Annotated in this window: 17 protein-coding genes and 5 pseudogenes; 2 read left to right on the top strand and 20 right to left on the bottom strand. The window is 31.0% G+C overall.

The window, feature by feature from the left end:
* Positions 1 to 3: 3 nt before the first annotated feature.
* The 8 genes and pseudogenes from rodA to purH form a co-directional block, all read right to left on the bottom strand.
* Entirely contained in the window at positions 4 to 1,260 is a 1,257-nt protein-coding gene (rodA, locus tag JJC05_RS06255; RefSeq protein ID WP_105195694.1) for a rod shape-determining protein RodA, read from the bottom strand.
* A pseudogene (gene mrdA, locus JJC05_RS06250) lies at positions 1,260 to 3,209 on the bottom strand (penicillin-binding protein 2). The gene rodA and the pseudogene mrdA overlap by 1 nt, the downstream one beginning before the upstream one ends.
* A 3-nt stretch (positions 3,210 to 3,212) precedes the next feature.
* Positions 3,213 to 3,719 carry a rod shape-determining protein MreD gene (locus JJC05_RS06245; protein ID WP_105195692.1) on the bottom strand — a complete coding sequence of 169 codons (507 nt, stop codon included), beginning with the start codon at positions 3,717 to 3,719 and terminating at the stop codon, positions 3,213 to 3,215.
* A complete protein-coding gene (mreC, locus tag JJC05_RS06240; protein WP_235878582.1) occupies positions 3,712 to 4,542 on the bottom strand; it encodes a rod shape-determining protein MreC in 831 nt (276 codons plus the stop codon). The genes JJC05_RS06245 and mreC overlap by 8 nt, the downstream gene beginning before the upstream one ends.
* A 64-nt stretch (positions 4,543 to 4,606) precedes the next feature.
* Positions 4,607 to 5,634, bottom strand: a pseudogene (locus JJC05_RS06235) (rod shape-determining protein).
* A 120-nt stretch (positions 5,635 to 5,754) separates the two neighbouring features.
* A pseudogene (locus JJC05_RS06230) lies at positions 5,755 to 6,404 on the bottom strand (peroxiredoxin).
* Between the two features lie 76 nt (positions 6,405 to 6,480).
* Positions 6,481 to 7,356, bottom strand: a complete 876-nt coding sequence (locus JJC05_RS16850) for a hypothetical protein (protein ID WP_235819745.1) — start codon at positions 7,354 to 7,356, stop codon at positions 6,481 to 6,483.
* Positions 7,357 to 7,711: 355 nt separating this feature from the next.
* Positions 7,712 to 9,244, bottom strand: a complete 1,533-nt coding sequence (purH, locus tag JJC05_RS06220) for a bifunctional phosphoribosylaminoimidazolecarboxamide formyltransferase/IMP cyclohydrolase (protein WP_105195689.1) — start codon at positions 9,242 to 9,244, stop codon at positions 7,712 to 7,714.
* A 110-nt stretch (positions 9,245 to 9,354) separates the two neighbouring features.
* On the opposite strand from purH, the gene JJC05_RS06215 reads away from it, so the two are divergent.
* The gene (locus JJC05_RS06215; RefSeq protein WP_181142845.1) at positions 9,355 to 10,611 is read left to right on the top strand and encodes an ABC transporter permease; all 1,257 of its coding nucleotides are present in this window, start codon (positions 9,355 to 9,357) and stop codon (positions 10,609 to 10,611) included.
* 176 nt (positions 10,612 to 10,787) lie between these two features.
* On the opposite strand, the gene accD is transcribed toward JJC05_RS06215, so the two are convergent.
* The 4 genes from accD to JJC05_RS16840 form a co-directional block, all read right to left on the bottom strand.
* Positions 10,788 to 11,642, bottom strand: a complete 855-nt coding sequence (gene accD, locus JJC05_RS06210) for an acetyl-CoA carboxylase, carboxyltransferase subunit beta (RefSeq protein ID WP_105195688.1) — start codon at positions 11,640 to 11,642, stop codon at positions 10,788 to 10,790.
* A gap of 75 nt (positions 11,643 to 11,717) precedes the next feature.
* Positions 11,718 to 12,785, bottom strand: coding sequence for a class II fructose-bisphosphate aldolase (gene fbaA / locus JJC05_RS06205; RefSeq protein ID WP_235878579.1), 1,068 nt, complete (start codon positions 12,783 to 12,785; stop codon positions 11,718 to 11,720).
* A gap of 41 nt (positions 12,786 to 12,826) precedes the next feature.
* On the bottom strand, positions 12,827 to 14,902 hold the full coding sequence (gene tamL, locus JJC05_RS19050) for a translocation and assembly module lipoprotein TamL (RefSeq protein WP_445297837.1): 2,076 nt from the start codon (positions 14,900 to 14,902) through the stop codon (positions 12,827 to 12,829).
* Between the two features lie 13 nt (positions 14,903 to 14,915).
* Positions 14,916 to 15,326, bottom strand: a complete 411-nt coding sequence (locus tag JJC05_RS16840; protein WP_258929565.1) for a hypothetical protein — start codon at positions 15,324 to 15,326, stop codon at positions 14,916 to 14,918.
* 98 nt (positions 15,327 to 15,424) lie between these two features.
* Here JJC05_RS16840 and JJC05_RS06195 point away from each other — a divergent pair, with 98 nt between their 5' ends.
* Positions 15,425 to 16,153 (top strand): TrmH family RNA methyltransferase, encoded by a 729-nt coding sequence (locus JJC05_RS06195; RefSeq protein WP_105195685.1) that lies wholly within the window; start codon positions 15,425 to 15,427, stop codon positions 16,151 to 16,153.
* Here JJC05_RS06195 and porT read toward each other — a convergent pair.
* The 8 genes and pseudogenes from porT to JJC05_RS06155 form a co-directional block, all read right to left on the bottom strand.
* Positions 16,150 to 16,854, bottom strand: coding sequence for a type IX secretion/gliding motility protein PorT/SprT (porT, locus tag JJC05_RS06190; RefSeq protein ID WP_088392255.1), 705 nt, complete (start codon positions 16,852 to 16,854; stop codon positions 16,150 to 16,152). The genes JJC05_RS06195 and porT overlap by 4 nt on opposite strands.
* Before the next feature lie 3 nt (positions 16,855 to 16,857).
* Positions 16,858 to 17,588, bottom strand: a pseudogene (gene ubiE, locus JJC05_RS06185) (bifunctional demethylmenaquinone methyltransferase/2-methoxy-6-polyprenyl-1,4-benzoquinol methylase UbiE).
* Positions 17,589 to 18,173: 585 nt separating this feature from the next.
* Positions 18,174 to 18,296, bottom strand: a pseudogene (locus JJC05_RS06180) (IS982 family transposase); the annotation flags it as partial.
* Positions 18,297 to 18,576: 280 nt separating this feature from the next.
* A complete protein-coding gene (locus tag JJC05_RS06175) occupies positions 18,577 to 18,966 on the bottom strand; it encodes a hypothetical protein (protein WP_235878577.1) in 390 nt (129 codons plus the stop codon).
* Positions 18,963 to 19,247, bottom strand: coding sequence for a hypothetical protein (locus tag JJC05_RS06170; protein ID WP_235878576.1), 285 nt, complete (start codon positions 19,245 to 19,247; stop codon positions 18,963 to 18,965). The genes JJC05_RS06175 and JJC05_RS06170 overlap by 4 nt, the downstream gene beginning before the upstream one ends.
* Positions 19,248 to 19,444: 197 nt before the next feature.
* Positions 19,445 to 20,005, bottom strand: coding sequence for a hypothetical protein (locus tag JJC05_RS06165; RefSeq protein WP_235878575.1), 561 nt, complete (start codon positions 20,003 to 20,005; stop codon positions 19,445 to 19,447).
* A gap of 290 nt (positions 20,006 to 20,295) precedes the next feature.
* Positions 20,296 to 20,928: a hypothetical protein gene (locus JJC05_RS06160; protein WP_235878574.1), complete on the bottom strand. Its 633-nt coding sequence runs from the start codon at positions 20,926 to 20,928 to the stop codon at positions 20,296 to 20,298.
* Positions 20,929 to 21,140: 212 nt separating this feature from the next.
* Positions 21,141 to 21,779: a hypothetical protein gene (locus JJC05_RS06155; RefSeq protein WP_235878573.1), complete on the bottom strand. Its 639-nt coding sequence runs from the start codon at positions 21,777 to 21,779 to the stop codon at positions 21,141 to 21,143.
* Positions 21,780 to 21,857 lie beyond the last annotated feature (78 nt).

Genomic DNA, 21,857 nt, shown 5'->3' with positions numbered 1-21,857 from the left:
AAACTACCACTCGTTTACTTTATTAGCATCCATTTTTAGGAAAATGAACAGTAAAATAGTAAAAGCCCATAGGCTAGATCCTCCATACGAAAGAAAGGGAAGAGGAACACCAATTGTAGGGAAAATTCCAATTACCATGGCAATATTTACAAAATAATGAGTAAATAAAACAGATGCGACACCATATCCGTAAATTCGGCTAAATTTTGTGCGTTGGTTTTCTGCTAAATATAATATACGTAATAATAATCCTGCAAATAACAAGACTACGAGAGTGGAGCCTAGAAAACCCCATTCTTCTCCAACAGTTGTAAAGATATAGTCCGTATGTTGTTCAGGTACAAAATTACCTTTGGTTTGAGTGCCTTCTAACCAGCCTTTCCCTAATAAGCCACCTGATCCAATGGCTATTTCGGATTGATTGGTGTTGTAACCTATTCCGGCTAAATCAACTTCTTTTCCCAAAAGTATGTTAAAACGATCTCGATGATGTTGTTGAAATACATTTTCAAATACATAGTTGACAGAAATACTAAAACTTGTCATTAATAAAAAGACGATTGAACTGGCCACTATATTTCTTTTTACGGGCTTTGATTTGTAGAAGTGTAAGGTGACACCTATTAGTGAAATAAGGACTACATATTGTGGTTTTAGTAATAAAGACATGATAAAAAGTACAACTGCTCCAACACCAGTCCATAGATACCAAGAAGGTAAGCCTTCTCTGTTAAGTACAAAAATCATGGTGATAAATATAAGAGCACTACCTGCATCTGGTTGTAGCATGATAAGGCCTATAGGGATAAAAAGGATAGCAAGTCCTAATAACTGATGGTTGAAGTTCTTCAAATTGATTTGACTATCACTTAAAAATTTTGCTAATGCTAAAGCAGTTGTGGATTTAGCAAATTCGGAAGGTTGTAGTGTAAAAGAACCAATAGCATACCAACATCTTTGTCCAGCAATTGTTTTACCAGCAATAAATAACCCAATTAGGGATAGTAATGAAATCCCGTAGAGTACACTCGAAAACCGCTCATAAAATTTCGCTTCAATAGAAAGTACTACTATGATTACTAAAATAGTAAAAGAGATAAAAATTAATTGTTTACCATAATTTTGTTTAATGTCAAAAATGTAATTGGAATCAGGAGTTACATCAGCTGAATAGATGTTAGCCCATCCAATTAATACTAATAGGACATAAATTAATACTGTAATCCAGTCAATGTTTTTTCCAACACTTTGATTTCTCATTAATTTGTTTTTATAGCTGAGTTCGTATTTTTTTCTAATGAATCTAATTTTTGTTTGGCTCTAACCCTGTTTAAAGAGTCTTTGCGCAACCTAATTCGGTACATTGAGTCAATATATTTTCTGGTAAATTTATTATATTGATGTTGAAGACTTCTATTTATAATGTTTTCTTCTCTAAATTTATTTGTAACCTTTCCTTTTAGATATTTCTCAATCATAAGAGAAGTAATCGGGCCTGCAATAGTAGCTCCAAAACCTCCGTTTTCAACAAAAACAGCTATGGCAATTTTAGGGTTGTTTTTAGGGGCAAAAGCAACAAAAATAGAGTGGTCTTCTAACTGTACTTTTTTCCCATTTATTCGTGTGAAATTTTCTGCGGTTCCTGTTTTACCACATATTTCAATACCTTCTACGCCTAAAAAATAGGCTGTTCCTGTTTTAAACACCTCCGCTAGTCCTTCTATTACTGGAGGGAAATGTTTTTTGTTTATAGTGGTGACGTGTTTTGTTCTAAATTTAGGGTCAATTGATTGCCCTTTAATTTTTTTTTATAATATGAGGGGTATAATAATAGCCTTTATTAGCAATGGTTGCCATCATGTTAGCTAGTTGGATAGGGGTCATGAGTATCTCTCCTTGTCCAATAGAGTTAGAAACAATCATGGTTGATTTTAAGCTGCCATTGGGATAGTAACGTTCGTATGTTTTAGAAGTGGGGATATTGCCTTTTCTTCCTGTAGGTAAATCATATCCCATAAATTGACCTAATCCGAAACTTTTTATATGATCACTCCAATAGTCAACTCCTTTAGAAGCATTCGGAAACATACCTAGTGTTTTTAAATAAGCTGTTCCGAAATAGGCATTACAAGATTTAGCTATACCCATGTGTAATTTTCTGAAACCACCTCCACAATGACAACGCATAAATCTACGACCATAACTAAAACCGTGATGACAACCTACAGTTGTTTCTGTATTTATTGCGCCAGATTGAAGACCAACTAGAGCTGTTAATATTTTAAAAGGAGATCCCGGAGGGTATTCGGCGAGTAAACTTCTGTCGTATAAAGGTTTTGCTAATGAATCATTATATAGTTTAGTATAGTTTTTAGAACGTTGGCGACCTACTAATATACTAGGGTCATAAGTAGGAGCTGTAACTAAGCACAAAATTTCTCCTGTTTTAGGTTCAATTGCAATAATGCCTCCTCTTTTGTTTTTCATTAATAATTCACCGTACTCCTGTAGTTTTGAATCAATGGTTAAAGTAATGTCTTTACCTTGAATAGCAATTGTATCATATTTTCCTTCCTTATAAAGACCAATTTCACGATTAAAACGATCACGTTGAATATGTTTTACTCCTTTTTGACCTCTGAGGATTTCTTCGTACATTTCTTCTACTCCCTGTTTGCCTAATAAGTCACCGCTTTTATAATAAGGATTTTTAGAAATGGTAGCTTCGTTAGCTTGTGTAATGAATCCAAAAATATTAGCTCCATGATGAAATTGATAATCTCGTAAAGAGCGTTTTTGGATATAAAAGCCGTCAAATTTGCGTTCTTTTTCTTGAAAAGCAGCATATTCCATTTTATTCAATTGTCCCATAAAAACGGAAGGGAGAAGAGGGGAGTAAACTACTGCTTTTTCTAGACGTTTTAAAAAGTCTTGTTTGGTTATATTTAATAATTTGCAAAATTCAGTAGTATCTAGTTTTTTAACCTCTCTGGGTACAATCATAATGTCGTATGAAGGTTGGTTAGCTACTAATAAATTAGCATTACGGTCATATATATACCCTCTTTCGGGGTAATCATATTTAATCTTGATAGAGATGTTTTCTGATTTTAGTTTTAACTCATCATCTATTACTTGTAAATAAAAAAGCCTTGCTATGATTAGAATAGCAGAAACTATAATCATACCGGTAAAAGGAGCTTTCTCATTTTTTAACGTTTACTAGGCTTAAATAAATAAATAAATATGATGCTTACTATTAGTGTAAATAGCGAAGCAAAAAGCGTTCGAATAAGGGCATCTAGCATAAATACGAATTTAAAAAATTCAAGTGTAAAAAGAACTACGTGATGCGTTATTATTGAGATCAGAATAAAAGTAAATCGTTCAGGTGATAAGCGATCATTTATTCGTATTGTTTGGTATTCATAACTTAACCCAAATGCGAATTTGAAAAAACTAGGTCTCAAATAAGCTAATATCAAACAAGCTGTAGCATGAATACCTCCTGAGTTCTCAAAATAATCTACAGAAAGTCCTAAAAAAAAACTGCTTATTAATAGTCCTGCTTGATTGGTGTTAACAGGGTATAAAAGGATGAATAAGATATAAGGAAATGGGTTTATAAAACCAAACAAATTTATTTTGTTAAAAATAATTACCTGAACCGCAACTAGCAGTATAAAACGAACGATATTTGATATAAGAGTACTATTCATCTTTTTTTACTGTTTCAGTTTCCAGTTTGTTAATTTCAGCAGCATCTTTGTTTTTAATTATATACACATGATTTAGATTGGTCATGTCTGTAAATAAACGAATATCTAAGGTGTAATAATTAGTTTCTGTGTCCATGTAAATACGATCAATAATGCCTACGGGGATATTTTCTGGGAATATGGTTGAACGTCCTCCTGTTACGATAGTATCTCCTTTTTTTACACTTGCCGGGCGAGGTATTTCAACGAGTTGAGCATAACCAGCGTTTTTTGCTTTCCAAATTAAAGAGCCAAAGTGATTCGTTCTTTTAACTTTAGCATTTATTTTAGACTTTAGGTTTAGTACGCTGATTACTGTTGAATAATTAGGCGAAGTTTTTTCAATAACGCCTACTATGCCTTCATTGCTAATTACTCCCATGTCAGGTTTTATACCTTTTATTGACCCAGAATTAATGGTTAAATAGTTTTCTGTTTTATTGTATGAATTGTTAACGACTTTAGATTGTATTACTTCTAATTTGTCGTATCCTTTAACAGAGTCTTTTGGTAGAGGGAAAATACTATCTTTTTTATTGAAGAGTAGTTCTCTTAGGTAAGCATTTTCTTTTGCCAATTTGTTATTTTGATTTTGTAAGCTGAAGTAGGTTTCTATTTCATTTACTTTTTCGTATACACTTCCTGTAACTACATTGGCGGAATTAACTATTTGACTTCTGTGGTAAGAGTGAGATTGAATGGTAAGAGTTAACGAAATTGCTAAAAGCAGCAAAAACAGCAATCGTGTGCTGTTTTTTATAATGAAATTTAGAATTTGCTGCATCGTAAAAAATAGTAAAGGTTGTTATACTAGGTCGTGATTTTAATAAAATAAGATTTTTAAAATCTTATTTTATTAAAATGCTACGGAATCTATTTAAGTTTTTAAGGGTCATCCCTGTTCCTCTAACAACAGCTCTTAAAGGATCTTCTGCAATAAAAACAGGTAAATCTGTCTTTTGAGAAATACGTTTATCTAAACCTCTTAGCATAGAGCCTCCTCCTGCTAAGTAAATACCTGTATTGTATATATCCGCCGCTAATTCAGGAGGTGTTTGCGATAAGGTTTCCATAATAGCATCTTCAATACGCTGTATAGATTTGTCTAAAGCTTTTGCTATTTCACGATATGAAACCTCTACCTGCTTAGGTTTTCCTGTTAATAGATCGCGTCCTTGAACGGACATGTCATCAGGAGGTGAATCCAAGTTTTCTATAGCAGCTCCTATTTCAATTTTTATTTTCTCAGCTGTAGTTTCTCCAACGAATAAGTTATGCTGTGTACGCATATAATAGATAATGTCATTTGTAAATACATCACCAGCAATTTTAACGGATTTATCACAAACAATACCTCCTAGAGCTATTACAGCAATTTCAGTTGTACCACCTCCTATATCTACAATCATGTTTCCTTTTGGTTGCATGATGTCTAATCAATACCAATGGCAGCTGCCATTGGTTCATGTATTAGATACACTTCTTTACCATTTACACGTTCTGCGGATTCTTTTACTGCGCGCATTTCTACTTCTGTTATACCTGAAGGAATACAAATAACCATGCGTAGAGCAGGAGTGAATAATTTTTTTTGTAACGCAGGAATACTTCTGATAAGCATTTTGATCATTTGTTCAGAAGCATCAAAATCAGCAATTACACCATCTTTTAATGGACGGATTGTTTTTATATTTTCGTGAGTTTTACCTTGCATCATATTCGCTTCCTTGCCTACGGCAATGATTTTGCCAGATATGCGATCACGTGCTACTATGGAAGGGCTATCGATAACAACTTTATCGTTGTGTATTATTAACGTATTTGCGGTACCAAGGTCAATTGCAATGTCCTCAGTCATAAAATCAAAAAATCCCATATTTCCTTTAAAGGGTTACTTAGTTTTTATAGTAATATACTAAGTTGCAAAAGTATGAAAATATTTTGGTTAATATGAAAATAAAAATTGCGTTAAAAAAATTTAACGCAATTTTTGTGTTTAGTTCGAAAATTGTTTGCTTAATAGTCTTGATAAGTATTTTGCTGTACTAATTCTATCATTTTTGAAAGTTTCTTTTCCCTTTTCCCAGTTAGCAGGGCAAACTTCTCCTGTTTCTTGTATGTTTGTATAACCTTCTATTAATCTCATAAATTCTAGTACATTTCTACCTAAAGACATATTGTTTAAGCTTTGGTGAAATACAATACCATTTTCGTTAATTAGATAAGTGGCTCTGTAGCTAATATTGTCATTAATTATGATTTCATGGTCGTTTTCAGTGCTTTTTTTTCCGTCTAATATCCCTAATATATTAGAGAGATTTCTGTTAGAGTCAGAAATTAAAGGGTAAGTAATTCCTTTGATTCCCCCATCAGCAGCATCTGTTTGTAACCAAGCATCATGTGTTTCGACAGTGTCGCATGATGCGCCAAATAATAGAACATTTCTTTCTTCAAGTTCTTTTGATATTTCTTGAAAAGCAAATAATTCAGTCGGACATACGTATGTGAAGTCTTTTGGATAAAAAAACAATAATATTTTTTTATTTTCTTTTTTGCTAGTTCAAATAAATTTACTTCTGCAACGCCCTTGTTTTTTTGAATTGTTTTTACCGAAATGCTAGGAAATTCTTTGTCAATTAATATCATATGGATCTGTTTTAATATTTAAAAGTGAATATTTTTATTGTAGGATTTTATATGAGGCGTAAGAAAAAAATGAAAACTATTTGTTTTTGATAGTTATTAATTTTTCTAAGTTTGTTATTTTTTTGTTTTGTTCTTCAATTTTTTTGTTTTGTTCAATAGAATAAAGTGTTAGCTCTTCAATTTTTTGAAGAAGTTTTATTTGAAATTCTCCAATGTTTACTCCTTCTTCTTTCATTTGTTTTGCAGAGGCTATTTCGGGTAAATGTTTTTTTGTTTGAATGTGTTTTTCAACGTCTTCTAATTTTGGAAGATTGTAATTTTCTTCAAATACAAAATCTGCCGTAGGAGTAGTTGTTACCTTTATTTCCTTTGCTTCAAGTTTGCCTTGTAAGGCAGTGTCTCCATTGTTTCGTATTATTGCGTTTTGACCTATTCTTGTACCTCCTTCAAAATCACTCATGTAATTAACCCATAATTCATCATTACTTCCATGTACTAAAGCTCTTTGGTTTAATATTTTACCTTGATCTTGACCGTCACCCATTCCTAATTTTAAATCAGCTCCTCCTATAGATGTGTTTCCGTGAACTTCAAGTTTATTATTTGATGATTTGCCGCCAATTCCTACATTACCATTTTCGCCTATTAATAAAGCGTCTATGTATTTGTGTGGTATTGTTGCTTCGTTATGTACTCTAAAAAAATAACCTCCACCATAGTGTTTCTCTTTTGTATTGTCAGTAATGATATTGTCATTAGCATTATGGCCAATTTTTATATGTGTATACACAGATGATTGATTATCAAAAATAATATTTCCATTGACCTCAAATTTTTGAGAAGGGGTTAATGTACCAATACCAACATTGCCAGAAGTAGGGAAGGTGTTTTGTGCAATTATGTTGCTATAAGTTGTGAATAATAAAAAGCTAAATAAGGTTTTTTTTATCATGGTATTTTTATTTTGATAAATCCTTTTGAATTTATTTAGATAAATGTTATGTAATATTTTGTTTTTTGTGCCGTTTCCTGTTTTAATTCTTATGATTTGTTTTTATAACTATAAGATATAAAGAATTTTTTTTGATTACTGGGTAGGTAAAACGGTTACATTAGAAATAGTTTTAGACAACTTCTATTGTAAATAGTATTTTGAGGTATTTTAGGGCGATGCAAAAATAAGTTATATTGAGAAAATAACGAGTATTTATGTTTATATATATTGTTAGTGAAAAGTTAAAATTAATGATTGAATAAAAAACCCCTTGTTAAATCAATTGAACAAGGGGTCGTAAAAGTGTTTTATTTTAATGTTTAAAGTGTCTGACTCCTGTGAAAACCATAGCTATTTGGTTTTCGTTGCAGTAGTTTATGCTTAATTCATCTTTTATAGAGCCTCCCGGTTGAATTACAGATGTAATACCTGCTTTATGGGCAATTTCAACACAATCAGGAAAAGGGAAAAACGCATCACTTGCCATCACGGCACCTTGTAAGTCAAAGTTAAATGATTTTGCTTTTTCTATTGCTTGACGTAAAGCATCTACACGAGAAGTTTGTCCTGTACCTGAAGCGTATAATTGTCTGTTTTTAACTAAAACAATCGTATTTGATTTGGTATGTTTGCAGATTTTTGAGGCAAATAGTAAATCTTCTGTTTCTTGTTCTGTAGGTGATAAAGAGGTGGCTGTTTTTAAAATTTCTTTAGAATCTGTTATTAGATCTTTTTCTTGAACTAAAGTGCCATTTAAGCAAGTTCTTATAGTAGTTTTTGGTAAATCAACTGAATTTTGGACTAATATAATCCTGTTTTTCTTTTCTTTTAGTATTTCTATTGCTTCATTATCATAAGCGGGGGCTATAATGACTTCACAGAATAGTTTGTTGATTTCGTTTGCCGTTGTTAAATCAATGGTGTGGTTAGCTATTAGCACACCTCCAAAAGCAGAAGTAGGGTCGCCCGCTAAAGCATCCAAATAAGCTTCTTTCATGGTTGTACGAGTAGCTATGCCGCAAGCATTATTGTGTTTTAGGATAGCGAATGTAGGAGCTTCATTTTTAAATTCACTCATTAGATTTACTGCAGCATCAACATCTAATAAATTGTTATATGACAATTCTTTCCCATGTAACTTGTTAAACATTTTGTTTAAGTCGCCAAAGAAAAAGCCTTTTTGGTGAGGGTTTTCTCCGTAACGAAGAATTTCTCCTTTGGTTTCGCTAATTTTTAAAATAGGTTCTTCAATATTTTTGTTGAAGTAATTAAAAATCGCTGAATCATAATGTGATGAGATATTAAAGGCTTTACTAGCAAAAAGTTTGCGTTGTTCTAAAGTGGTTTTTCCGTTTTGACTTGTAATAAGATCTAATAACAAGGTATATTCGTTAACAGAAGGGATGATAACCGTGTCTTGAAAGTTTTTTGCGCCTGCTCTTATTAAAGAAATACCGCCAATATCTATTTTTTCAATTATATCGGCTTCACTTGCTCCTGAAGCAACCGTTTTTTCAAAAGGATATAGGTCTACTATTACCAAGTCAATTTGCGGTATTGCATATTCTTGCATTTGTGTTACATCATTTTCATTGTCTTGGCGATTTAAGATTCCTCCAAAAACTTTTGGATGTAAAGTTTTAACACGACCTCCTAAGATAGAAGGGTAGTCTGTAACTTCTTCCACAGGTATAACAGGAATTCCTAAATTTAAAATAAATTCTTCTGTTCCTCCTGTAGAATAAATTGTAACTTTTTGTTCGTGAAGTTTTTTTACAATAGGTTCAAGTCCTGTTTTGTCGAACACTGAAATCAATGCCGATTGAATGGTTTTAGTAGTATTCATTGTGTTGTTGTTATTAAAGGGCAAAAGTAGTTTTTTTTAAGAGCTATTCAAAATAAGATTTTAGAATTGTAACAAAAGGGAATAAGTTGGTACCAATTAAAGAAAAAGTTATGGTTATATACCTGCGATTGTTTCAAGAAAGCTTTGGCTTTGCTATGAATGCGTTACGTAATAATAAGTTGCGAACGCTGCTCTCTTTGTTAGGAGTTACTATTGGGATTTTTTCTATCATAGCTATTTTGTCTGCAGTAGACTCATTAGATCGAAAAATCAAAAGGGATGTAAGTAGTTTGGATAATAGTGCTGTGTATTTGTTTAAGTACTCTTTTTCGCCAACAGATGTTCCTGATTGGAAGATAGAACAATTTCCCAAAGTAACCTATGATGAATATCGTTTTTTAAAAGATAATACGACTAAAATTGAATCCATTTGTTATCAGTATTTTACAAATCGAGAAAGTTTAAAATTTGGAGGACGATCTATGAGTAATGTTGGAGTGCTTCCTTGTACTTATGAATACATAGAGATTAATAAATTAGATTTTTTAGAAGGGCGTTTTTTTAATGAACAAGAATCTAACTCAGGAGTTAATGGAGTGGTTATTGGAGCTGAAATTGCTCAAACGCTTTTTGAGGGTATGTCAGCTGTTGGAAAAGAAATTAGATTATATGGCCAGCGTTTTAAGGTTTTTGGTGTCTTAAAAAAAGTAGGGAATCGCATGATTAATTTTGGTGAGAATCCAGATGGTAGCGTATATGTTAATTTAAATAAAGTTCGTACTCTTTATGGTGATAATAATGCTAAGTTTATGCCTGTTATTATTATAAAGCCAGTTGAAGGTTTAAGCGAAACTGAAGTAAAAGATGAAGTTGTTCAAAAGATGCGAAATTATAGAGGTTTAAGTTATGGGGAGCCAAATAATTTCTTTTTGAATTTTTTAAAAGGCGCTACAGATATGTTGGATGGGCTAATTTCTCAGATGAATTTGATAGGTTGGATTATAGCAGGTTTTTCTTTATTAGTTGGAGGTTTTGGTATTGCCAATATTATGTTTGTATCTGTAAAAGAGCGAACAAATTTAATAGGTATACAGAAGTCATTAGGTGCTAAAAATCGTTTTATTTTGTTACAATTTTTATTTGAAGCTATTGTTTTGTGTTTAATTGGTGGTATAATAGGAATAGTATTAGTTGGTTTAGTTGCTTTAGGTTTGACTCAAATATTAGATTTTGATTTTGTTTTAAGTTTTTCAAATATTATTTGTGGTACAATTTTAGCGGTCATTATTGGTTTAGTTGCGGGGATATTGCCTGCGATTTCTGCTTCAAAATTAGATCCCGTAGAAGCCATTAGGAGCGGTATGTAGAAGATGTAAATGTGTTGTGAACTTTTTGAGATGAAGATGAAAAGGAAGTTCTTTTATTCGTAATACTTTTAATCCAAAATAGGTTCATTTGTGATCATGTTGGCTTTTAAATTATAAAACTACCCCAAAAGAGTATTTAACTTTTTTGGGGTAGTTTGAGTATTGAATAGTATTATTTATCTTACTTCTTGGTTCATAATTAAATCAATGTAAAGATTGATTTTGTTTTTAAGATCTTTTCTGTGTGAAATAAAGTCTAAGAATCCATGATCAAGAACAAATTCAGCTGTTTGAAATCCTTCAGGTAGATCTTTGCCTGTAGTGTCTCGTACTACTCGAGGCCCCGCAAAGCCTATTAGAGCTCCGGGTTCAGCTATATTAATATCTCCTAACATGGCATAAGATGCAGTAGTTCCTCCAGTTGTAGGATCCGTACATAATGAAATATAAGGTATTTTAGCATCTGCTAATTGAGCTAATTTAGCAGATGTTTTGGCTAATTGCATAAGTGAATAAGCTGCTTCCATCATACGTGCTCCTCCTGATTTTGAAATCATAACGAAAGGAACTTTATTTTTGATTGAATAATCAATACCACGTGCAATTTTTTCACCAACAACAGCTCCCATAGATCCTCCAATAAAAGCAAAGTCCATACAACAAACTACTAAGTCTTTTCCTTTTGATTTTCCTACGCCTGTACGTACTGCGTCTTTGAGTTGGGTTTTTTTAATAGTATCAACTAAACGATCCGAATATTTCTTTGAATCTACGAAATTTAAAGGGTCTTTTGCAGTCATGTTAGCATCTAACTCTGTAAATTGATTGTCATCAAATAATATTTGAAAATATTCAGCACTTCCTATGCGTACATGAAAATCGTCTTCAGGGCTTACCCATAAGTTTCTAGCTAACTCATCAGCGTCTACAATCTTTCCTGTAGGGGATTTGTACCATAAACCTTTAGGCACATCCATTTTTGCCTCAGTAGGAGTAGTAATTCCTTTTTCTTTTCGTTTAAACCAAGCCATAATTAGTTAGTTATGAATTTAAAGTTATAATTTATGAGTTTAACTTTTACTTTGTTTATAAATTATAACTCATAATTAAAGAGTATTTACGTTATTTAAATCGGCAAAAGCCTGCTCTAATCTTTTATTAAAAGTTATTTCGCCTTCGCGAACCCATTTACGAGGGTCGTAATGTTTTTTATTAGGAGCATCAGCTCCTTCTGGATTACCAATTTGAGTTCTTAAATAGTCAATTTTAGAGTTCATGTAATCACGTACTCCTTCAGTAAATGCAAATTGTAAGTCAGTATCAATATTCATTTTGATTACGCCATAAGAAATAGCTTCTCTTATTTCTTCAAGAGTAGAACCTGATCCGCCGTGAAAAACAAAATCAACTGGATTGTGTTCTGTATTAAATTTATTTTGAACGTATTCTTGTGAGTTTTTAAGAATTTTTGGCGTTAATTTTACATTTCCGGGTTTGTATACACCATGTACGTTTCCAAAGGCAGCAGCAATTGTAAAGCGAGACGATATTTTCATCAGTTCTTCATAGGCATAGGCTACCTCTTCTGGTTGTGTATAAAGTTTTGAGCTGTCTACATGTGAATTGTCTACGCCATCTTCTTCACCTCCTGTAATGCCTAATTCTATTTCAAGAGTCATTCCCATTTTGCTCATTCTAGACAAGTATTCTTTGCAAATTTCGATGTTTTCGGCTAATGGTTCTTCTGATAAGTCGATCATGTGGGAAGAAAACAAGGGTTTCCCCGTTTCGGCAAAATGTTTTTCAGAAGCATCTAATAAGCCGTCAATCCAAGGTAACAAGTTTTTAGCGCAATGATCTGTATGTAGTATAACGGTTGCTCCATAAGCTTCTGCTAAAGTGTGGATATGTTTGGCTCCAGCTACAGCTCCTAAAATAGCGGCTTTTTGACCTTCATTAGAAAGGCCTTTTCCTGCATTATAAGCAGCTCCGCCGTTAGAAAATTGAATAATTACAGGTGCCTTTAGTTTTGCTGCCGTTTCAATGGCACCATTAATAGTGCTTGATCCTACTACATTTACTGCGGGTAATGCAAATCCTTTTTGTTTTGCGTAATTGAAAATTTCTTGAACTTGATCTCCAGTTGCTACACCTGATTTTATATTGTGTGTCATTTGTTTGTTTTTTTAAAAGATGGACAAAATTACAAATTTATTTAGAAAGGATAATTAATGCCTATATTAAATTGAGATTTATTTACATTAAAATCAGTAAACCAGCGACTTCCTTTATCTAAGGTTGGCGAATATGTTTTGAATCCCCAATCTAGTCTTAATACAAAAAAGTTAAAGTCATAACGGTAACCAATTCCTGTTCCTAAGGCTAAACCTTCTAATGAGCTGAAATGATTAAAAACTTTCTTTTCATCTATTTCGTATGCTTTTCCAATATTAGCATTCCAAATATTGCCACAATCGGCAAATAAAGCGCCGTGATGTTGACCTAAAATGTTGAATCTGATTTCGCCATTAAAGGAAAGTTTCATATTAGCTTCGTTAAAATCATTTATAGTATTTGAATTTCCAGGACCTAAACTATAGGATTGCCGGGCTCTGTTGTCATTAGCACCTCCTGCAAAATAACTTCGTGTAAAAGGAATAGAATTTGAATTTCCGTAGGGGATAGCCAGTCCTCCAAAAGCTCTAAATGCTATTGATATTTCATTTTTTAAGTCCCAATGTTTGATGTATTCTAGCTCTCCCTTTATGTATTGCGAATATTCAAGACCTAGTATGTTACGATTTCCATTAGTATTTCGAGGTCTTTTAGTTATGTCCGCTATAAGAGACATAATGTTACCTGTTGATTCTAATTTAGTTCGAATACTATAAAAATCTTTGTCTGAAATATCTGTTTGAGACGTTTTGTTATAACTGATGTTACTGGATAAAATTAAATTGTTTTCAGTTAATCTTTTTTTCCTTTCGGAAATACTTTGAATAGTTCGGAAATCTTGTTCATTATTATTTAATTTTGGATAAACTCCTTCTAAAGCATTTCTTATAAATAGATCGGCACCATCTTTTTCTATTGATAAGTTATTTTGATCATCTAATAGTTCAGGATAGAGGTTGTATATTTTAGCTAGTTGGTTGAGTTGATCGTAACTCGATGTGTAAACATTAAAGTAATTATTTATATTGATGTTTTTTATATACTGTAAATTGGTTAAATCTAATTTAAAATTGGTTTTAGAAGAGGGAGTCCAACTATAATTGATAGCACCTGTAATGCTTTCCTTGTCTAAGCCTATGTTTAGTTGCTTAGAGAATCCTGCACTTATAAGTGTGCTAGGGAACATATATTTAGGGATAATGTTTTTTGTATTAAGAGGGAAAAATATTCTAGGGAATGATAACTTTAAATCAGCTCCATATTCTTGAATGTTGAAAAATAATTTTTTTGGATTAGCAAAGTCTTTAGAAGATCCTAAATTTCCTTTAATTCCTATTTCTAAAATTTCAGCGCCTCTAAATATATTGTTTATAAGGACAGAAGTGTTTCCTGTAATACCAAAATCCTGAATATTAGAATGAGTAAAATCGCCACTAACTCTAAAACTAAAACGTTCTTTTGGAATAAGTGTAATTTCAGTTGTAAGCGTTTTGTCTTTAGGATTTTCTGTAAAAGTAATATTAGGAAAGTTAAATACTCTTAAATTGCTTAAAGAACGTAATGTTTGTGTTCTGTTAAGATCACTAAAAACACTATCTTTTTGTGTAAAAATAGCGTTTGTTATTGCTTTTGCTCTATGTCTTATTTTTTCATTACTATAAAAATGATAATTTTTGTAGTTAATACTATCTTTTACCTCTTTTATAAAGAAACCTTTTTTAGGCTTATTGACTATATTAATATTTATTTTGCCTATTTTTCTTATCTCATAAGGTTTTGTTATTATTGAATCGCCTTTTTTTATTTTGCGATCTGTTATTTTTATTGTTACAGGTGTTTTGTAATTTGCTGTATCAATTTCAAATTCAATGTCTTGTTGTTGGAAATCGTATATTCCGTTGTTTTTAAAGTATTGAGTTAGTCTATTTATTTCATTACTAAAATTACTTTCTTTATATTGTTTGCCTTGTTTAATAGATGATTTTATAGCTACTTTTTTATATAAGGAATCAATTGATTTGTTTGCTATATCTGTATGAATTGTGTCTAAAATATAAGGTTTGCCCTTTTTTACAAAATATTCAATGTGGGCTTTTTTGTTTGGTAAATATTTTATTTTATAAGAAGATTTAGCACGTAAATAACCTTGGTTTTGATACCGAGGCCTCTATGTTTTTTGCATTTCTGATTGTTTTAAGAGAATCGATAAGTACTGGTGGCTCTCCTGTTTTTTTAAGAAAATTATGAATACCTGAATAAACAAAAGATTTACCAAGTCTATGAACTTGTTTTTCGGATAGCCATTTAGATAGTCTTTTGTATTTTTTTGGGTTATCTAATATATTTTTTTTGAACAAAGAGTCTGTATGTTCTTTTGCTAAATTATATAAATGCAATCTAAAATTAAAACCTAATATAGAGGTGTTAGGTTGCTGGTTTATTTGCTCAATAATTCCATCTTCATTGGTTTTGAATTTGGCGCCGTCAACTTCTAAAGTATTCTTAACTAATAAATATTTATTAGTAGGAACTTTTTTCACTGTGCTACATGCAGTATAAAGTACTGCTAATAGAATAATTATTGATATTTTTGTTGGAATTTTGCTCAAATCAAAAAAATTAATTCAAAAATACATTTATGCTTAGCAAAAACCAAATAAAACTTGTTTCTAGTTTGCATCAAAAAAAATACAGGAAAGAATATGGCTTATTTTTAGCGGAAGGAATAAAGGTCATTCAAGAACTTTTAGCATCTAAATTTGAGTTGGAGCATTTGTATATGACAGAAAATTTACTAGACGATTTACCCGCTAAGTTCAAAACAGTAGTGTCGACTGTTGAGTTGAATAAAATGAGTGCTTTAACTACAGCTAATAATTGTTTGGCATTGTTTAAAATTCCAAAAGATTGCGTATTGAAAGATGAGGGGCTTATAGTTGCATTAGAAGATATTAGAGATCCAGGGAATTTAGGAACAATCATTAGACTTTGTGATTGGTTTGGAATTTCTCAGATAGTATGTACTAAAGAAACAGTAGATTTATATAATCCTAAAGTTATACAAGCAACTATGGGCTCTATTGGAAGGGTTACGATCCATTATGTTGATTTAGAAATGTTTTTAAAGGATACAAAACAGCCTATTTATGGTACCTTTATGAATGGTAAAAACATATATGAGGAATCTCTTTCTAAGGAGGGGATCATTCTTTTTGGGAATGAAGCAAATGGTATTTCTAAAAAGATAGAAAATTTAGTTACTTCTAAAATTGCAATACCTCAATTTGGTAATTTACAAAAAACAGAAAGTTTAAATGTAGCCACGGCTACTGCAATAGTTTTAAGTGAATTTAGGAGAGGAACTTAATGAAAAGCAAAGTTTATGAAAATACCTCGAGTATTCATACTGTCAATATTACCAGTCCAAGGACTCTTGGGGTTATTATCAGGAATCATTTCGTTATTAAATCCGAAAACACCTCTTATGGAAGGAGAAAATTTGAAATACTCAAGATAAATATCAATACCGGCTCCTAGCTCGTAGTTATTGGTTTGTTTGATCATTCTAAAGCGATTAGCAGCGTTATCATCTGTAGATTCTGCATTACTAGATAAATTAATAGATCTAGAAATACCGCCTATAACGTAGGGTTTTATGTTGCCTGTACGTTTTGATGAAAATTTTAAAAGAAGGGGGAAGTGTATATAAGTTGATTTAACTTCTCTGAGCTCATCCCGTGTTTCTTTCATATTCGGAAAGTGAAGATTTCTTTGTCCATAATTTAAGCCAGGTTCAAATCGTAAATCAATATATTCATGTAATCGTAAGTTTGTTATTAGACCAACATTAAAACCTGTTTGGCTTTCTACAAGGATATCTTGACCATTGTTTTTTTTGTTGATTTTAAAATCATAATTATTGAAACCTAGAAAAAAACCAAAATGAATTCGTTGTTTGTCAAAATTAGCTAGATTTATCAATGGTTTTTTAGCAAACATGTGTTTGGTAAAGGGGGATTGACCCAAAAAGGGTAGTGTAAATAATAGTAATATTAAATATTTTTTCATTTTTTATTTTTTTGAAGCAGAATAAATTGTTGCAACGCCCATAGTTTGTGGAGCGTGCTTTACATTTATAAACCCAATTTTTTGTAAAATATTGTTTAAAGCCTCTCCGTAAGGAAAAATAGATGCTGAATCTGCTAAATAGCGATAAGCTACCTTATCTTTAGAGAAAAATTTTCCAATTAGAGGCATGATCATTTGAGTATAAAAATAATAGCCTTGTTTAAAAGGGAATTTTTCAGGTACTGAGGTTTCTAAAATCACAAAGATTCCTTTTGGTTTTAATACTCGATGAATTTCAGAAAGGCCTTTTTCTAAATTTTCAAAGTTTCGAATACCAAAACTTACCGTTATAGCGTCAAAACTATTGTCTTCAAAAGGAATATTTTCAGAATCTCCAAGTATGAGTTCAATTTGGTTAGATAATCCTTTTTTATTTATCTTTTCTCGTCCAACCTCTAACATTCCTGAAGAAATATCTAAGCCTATTATTTTTTGAGCCTGCGTATCTTTCATTAATATGGCTAAATCACCTGTTCCAGTGGCAATGTCTAATATTTTTTTAGGTTGTATAGAGCCTACTAGTTTTACAATTTTTTTTCGCCATTGCACGTCTATGCCAAATGATATCACACGGTTTAAACGGTCGTATTCATGAGAAATCGTATCAAACATTTTAGAGACTTGTTCTTTTTGCTTGAGTCGGAATTTTTATAAGGTTTTGTGCTAATGGACATAAAAAAATATTTGGAGCAAATATAAAATTTAATTTTGAATGAAGAATAAACTTGCTGGTTGATAAATAGATGTCTTTTCCTAAAATTAGATTTCAAATTTAGGATATGAGGTCGTTTATATTCTCATAAATATTATGGTAGATACGAATCTCGAAATTCTATACAGTAGGAATTTGACTAAAAATAATATTCAAGCATTTATTTACATTTACCTATAATTGTGTCTGGTTTGTAAAAGTCACCGTATTTGTCATAATATCGAATGATTCCTATTTTTTTATTGAATCATTTTTACATTTCACAAAACCAAATGTTGCAATTCCATCTTCGTCTTGATAGTTAGATATTTCTTTGCTAGAAAAACTTCTAGGGTCTTCTTTATTTTCGATAAAATAAGAAGTGCCTTTATGGAGAGGATCCCAATTTTCTGAGTACAGATAAATGTTTAATCCAGATTACGCATTAGAAAAAATAAATTTTATAACTTACTGAAATAGAAGGTTTATTTGTTTGATAATTCTAGTTCGTAATTTTATATAGTACTAACAATCAATAAAATATATTTTTTTAAAATCTCTAACGTGTAATCAGGGTTAAAATAATTTCACTATCACTAACACGTCTTCTAATGTCTTCTTTATGGTCAATTCCTTGTAAAATATCATCTATTAAACAAAAAATTGATATAATTATGTCTTTACCAAGCATCGGTTTTGTTTATTGGTTCGCAAAACAAATGGCTCACATATTTTTTTTGGGGATTAGTTTGATTTAAGCAAATACTTTTTCTCATCTTACTGTACATTTGATTTTACAATTTTCCATTGCCACTGATAGGTTGTGAATACAGGTAAGGCAATATCTGAAAATTCATAATGTTGTCTTGATCTGCCATATAGGTGAATTTTGCAGTAACAGAAAATCCATCAAATGTATACTGTGAAATATCATTAAAAAGGCTTCCAGTTATTTTTGGAAGCCTAATTATTTATTTTTCTTCTGTTACTTTTCCTGTTTCGCCATCCATTATAAAATCTAATGGTAAAGCATCTAATGGCTCTCCCAGACTAGTAGGTATCGCATTATTGGGCTTTCCTTTGATAATAGAAATTACCCAAGATTTATGCCCCTCTTCATCATTGAAATAAAATTCGAAAAGTGGTCTGCCATCTTTATCTTCTCTTCCTTTACCTGTTTTTAAATCGATGTAGCCTTTTTTCTCTAAAAAGGCTAAACAATCTGTATATTTAATTTTACCAAATTTTTCATCTTCATTTATCTTTTTATCTAAAGTACCATCTTCATCATAATATTCAGAAATGCCTATTTTAACATTTTCTCCTATGTAAGTTTCTTTACGTTTGAGATTACCATTCACATAAAATTCTTTATAAATTTTAAGAAATGATGGATTTGGGAGTTTTTCTTTTTAACATATCCTCCTTCTGTTTTACTTCCAGACAAATTATACGAAGAACCATCATTAAATTGTTTCTTAAGTTCATACGAATATTCCGTATTATTTATTGGTGTTTTTGTACCCTCTTTTTCTAATTCTTTTATATCTAATTTCTCTATCATTTTGTTTTTATTTTGTCCTTTACAAGCAAATAGGCTTGTTAGGAGAGTTAAAAGTAAAATTTTTAAGAATGCCTTCATATTATAAAATTTTGGAGTTTAATACTTTCCATTGCCAGTGATAGATTACTTTTCGATCAATGGGAGGAGTTAATTGATGACTATAATATTATCTGTTTGACCTGCCAAATAGTAAATTTTGCAGTAACAGAAGTCCGTCAAACGTAAGCTGAAATATCATTAAGAAGGCTTCCAGTTATTTTTGGAAGCCTAATTATTTATTTTTCCTCTGTTACTTTTCCAGTTTCGCCATCCATTTTAAAAACTAAAGGTAACCAGCCACTTGGTTCGCCAATACTATTGTCTGGTGGTGTTTTTATAACTTTTCCTTCAACAACTGTAATGTACCATAAATTATCAGACTCACTATAATCTAATTCAAAAACAGGACTTTGATTTTCGTTTTCTCTTCCTTTACCTGTTTTTAAATCGATATAGTCCTTTTTTTCTAAAAAAGCTAAACAATCGGTATATTTAATTTTGCCGAATTTTTCGTCTTCATTTACTTTTTTATCTAAAGTACCGTCTTCATCATAATATTCAGAAATGCCTATTTTAACATTTTCACCTATGTAGGTTTCTTTACTATTTAGATTTCCATTACCATAAAACCTTTTGTAGATTTTTTTAAAAGACGGTTTTGGTTCAAATTCTCTTTGAAAACCTTTTTTATCTTTCATAAAAGCCATTTCAATTATTTCAAACCCATCATTTTTTAAATATCTATTTTCACCATATTCTGTTTTTTTATACACTTCAAAATCAAATTTTTCACTCATAGTATTTTTAGTTTGTCCTATACAAGTTACTAAGCTTATTAGGAGAGTTAAAAGTAAAATTTTTAAAAATGTCCTCATCGTTATAAAATTTTGGAATTTAAAAGTTTCCATTGCCAATAGTAAATTATTTTCCTTCTGATATTACCAAATTGTGGCTGATGGGAATAATCCATTATATTATCTGTTTGACCAGCCATATAAGTAAATTTTGCAGTAACAGAAAGTCTATCAAATGTATGCTGTGAAATATCATTAAAAAGGCTTCCAGTTATTTTTGGAAGCCTAATTATTTATTTTTCCTCTGTTACTTTTCCAGTTTCGCCATCCATTATAAAATCTAATGGTAACCAGCCACTTGGTTCGCCAATACTATTGTCTGGTGGTGTTTTTATAACTTTTCCTTCAACAACTGTAATGTACCATAAATTATCAGACTCACTATAATCTAATTCAAAAACAGGACTTTGATTTTCGTTTTCTCTTCCTTTTCCTGTTTTTAAATCGATATAGTCCTTTTTTTCTAAAAAAGCTAAACAATCGGTATATTTAATTTTACCAAATTTTTCATCTTCATTTATCTTTTTATATAAATTACCATCTTCATCATAATATTCAGAAATGCCTATTTTAACATTTTCTCCTATATAGGTTTCTTTCTTTTTTAAATTCCCATTGACATAAAATTCTTTATATATTTTAAAAAAAGAGGGGTTTGGCAATGTTATATACATATGGCCACCTCTTTTAGGGTTGTAAACCATTTCATATATAGTATCATTTTTGTGGAAAATATGTACCGCTGATGTTCTTTTAGAATATTCATCAAAATCAAATTTTTCTACCATAGTATTTTTAGTTTGTCCTTTACAAGTTACTAAGCTTATTAGGAGAGTTAAAAGTAAAATTTTTAAGAATGTTCTCATCGTTATAAAATTTTGGAATTTAAAAGTTTCCATTGCCAATGGTAAATTATTTTCATTCTGATATTACCAAATTGTGGCTGATGGGAATAATCCATTATATTATCTGTTTGACCTGCCATATAGGTAAATTTTGCAGTAACAGAAAGTCTATCAAATGTATGCTGTGAAATATCATTAAAAAGGCTTCCAGTTATTTTTGGAAACCTAATTATTTATTTTTCTTCTGTTACTTTTCCAGTTTCGCCATCCATTTTAAAAACTAAAGGTAACCAGCCACTTGGTTCGCCAATACTATTGTCTGGTGGTGTTTTTATAACTTTTCCTTCAACAACTGTAATGTACCATAAATTATCAGACTCACTATAATCTAATTCAAAAACAGGACTTTGATTTTCGTTTTCTCTTCCTTTTCCTGTTTTTAAATCGATATAGTCCTTTTTTTCTAAAAAAGCTAAACAATCGGTATATTTAATTTTGCCGAATTTTTCGTCTTCATTTACTTTTTTATCTAAAGTACCGTCTTCATCATAATATTCAGAAATGCCTATTTTAACATTTTCACCTATGTAGGTTTCTTTCTTTTTTAAATTGCTATTAGCGTAAAATTCTTTGTAAACAACATAAAAATAAGGTTTTGGAGCTCTCTCTCTTAATGACCCACCTTTTTCTTTATCAAAACCAATATCAAAAACTTCAAACCCATTTGGTTTTTCGTAATTTTTCCATCCAAATTCTGTTTTTTTATACACTTCAAAATCAAATTTTTCTACCATAGTATTTTTAGTTTGTCCTTTACAAGTTACTAAGCTTATTAGGAGAGTTAAAAGTAAAATTTTTAAAAATGTTCTCATCGTTATAAAATTTTGGAATTTAAAAGTTTCCATTTTTCAGCGGTAATCTGAAAAACTTATTAATTTATAATAAAGGCT

Source organism: Flavobacterium davisii, assembly GCF_019565505.1.
Taxonomy (GTDB): Bacteria; Bacteroidota; Bacteroidia; order Flavobacteriales; family Flavobacteriaceae; genus Flavobacterium; species Flavobacterium davisii.
The sequence above is the reverse complement of the archived record's forward strand: the minus strand, read 5'-3'. Positions and strand labels throughout refer to the sequence as shown.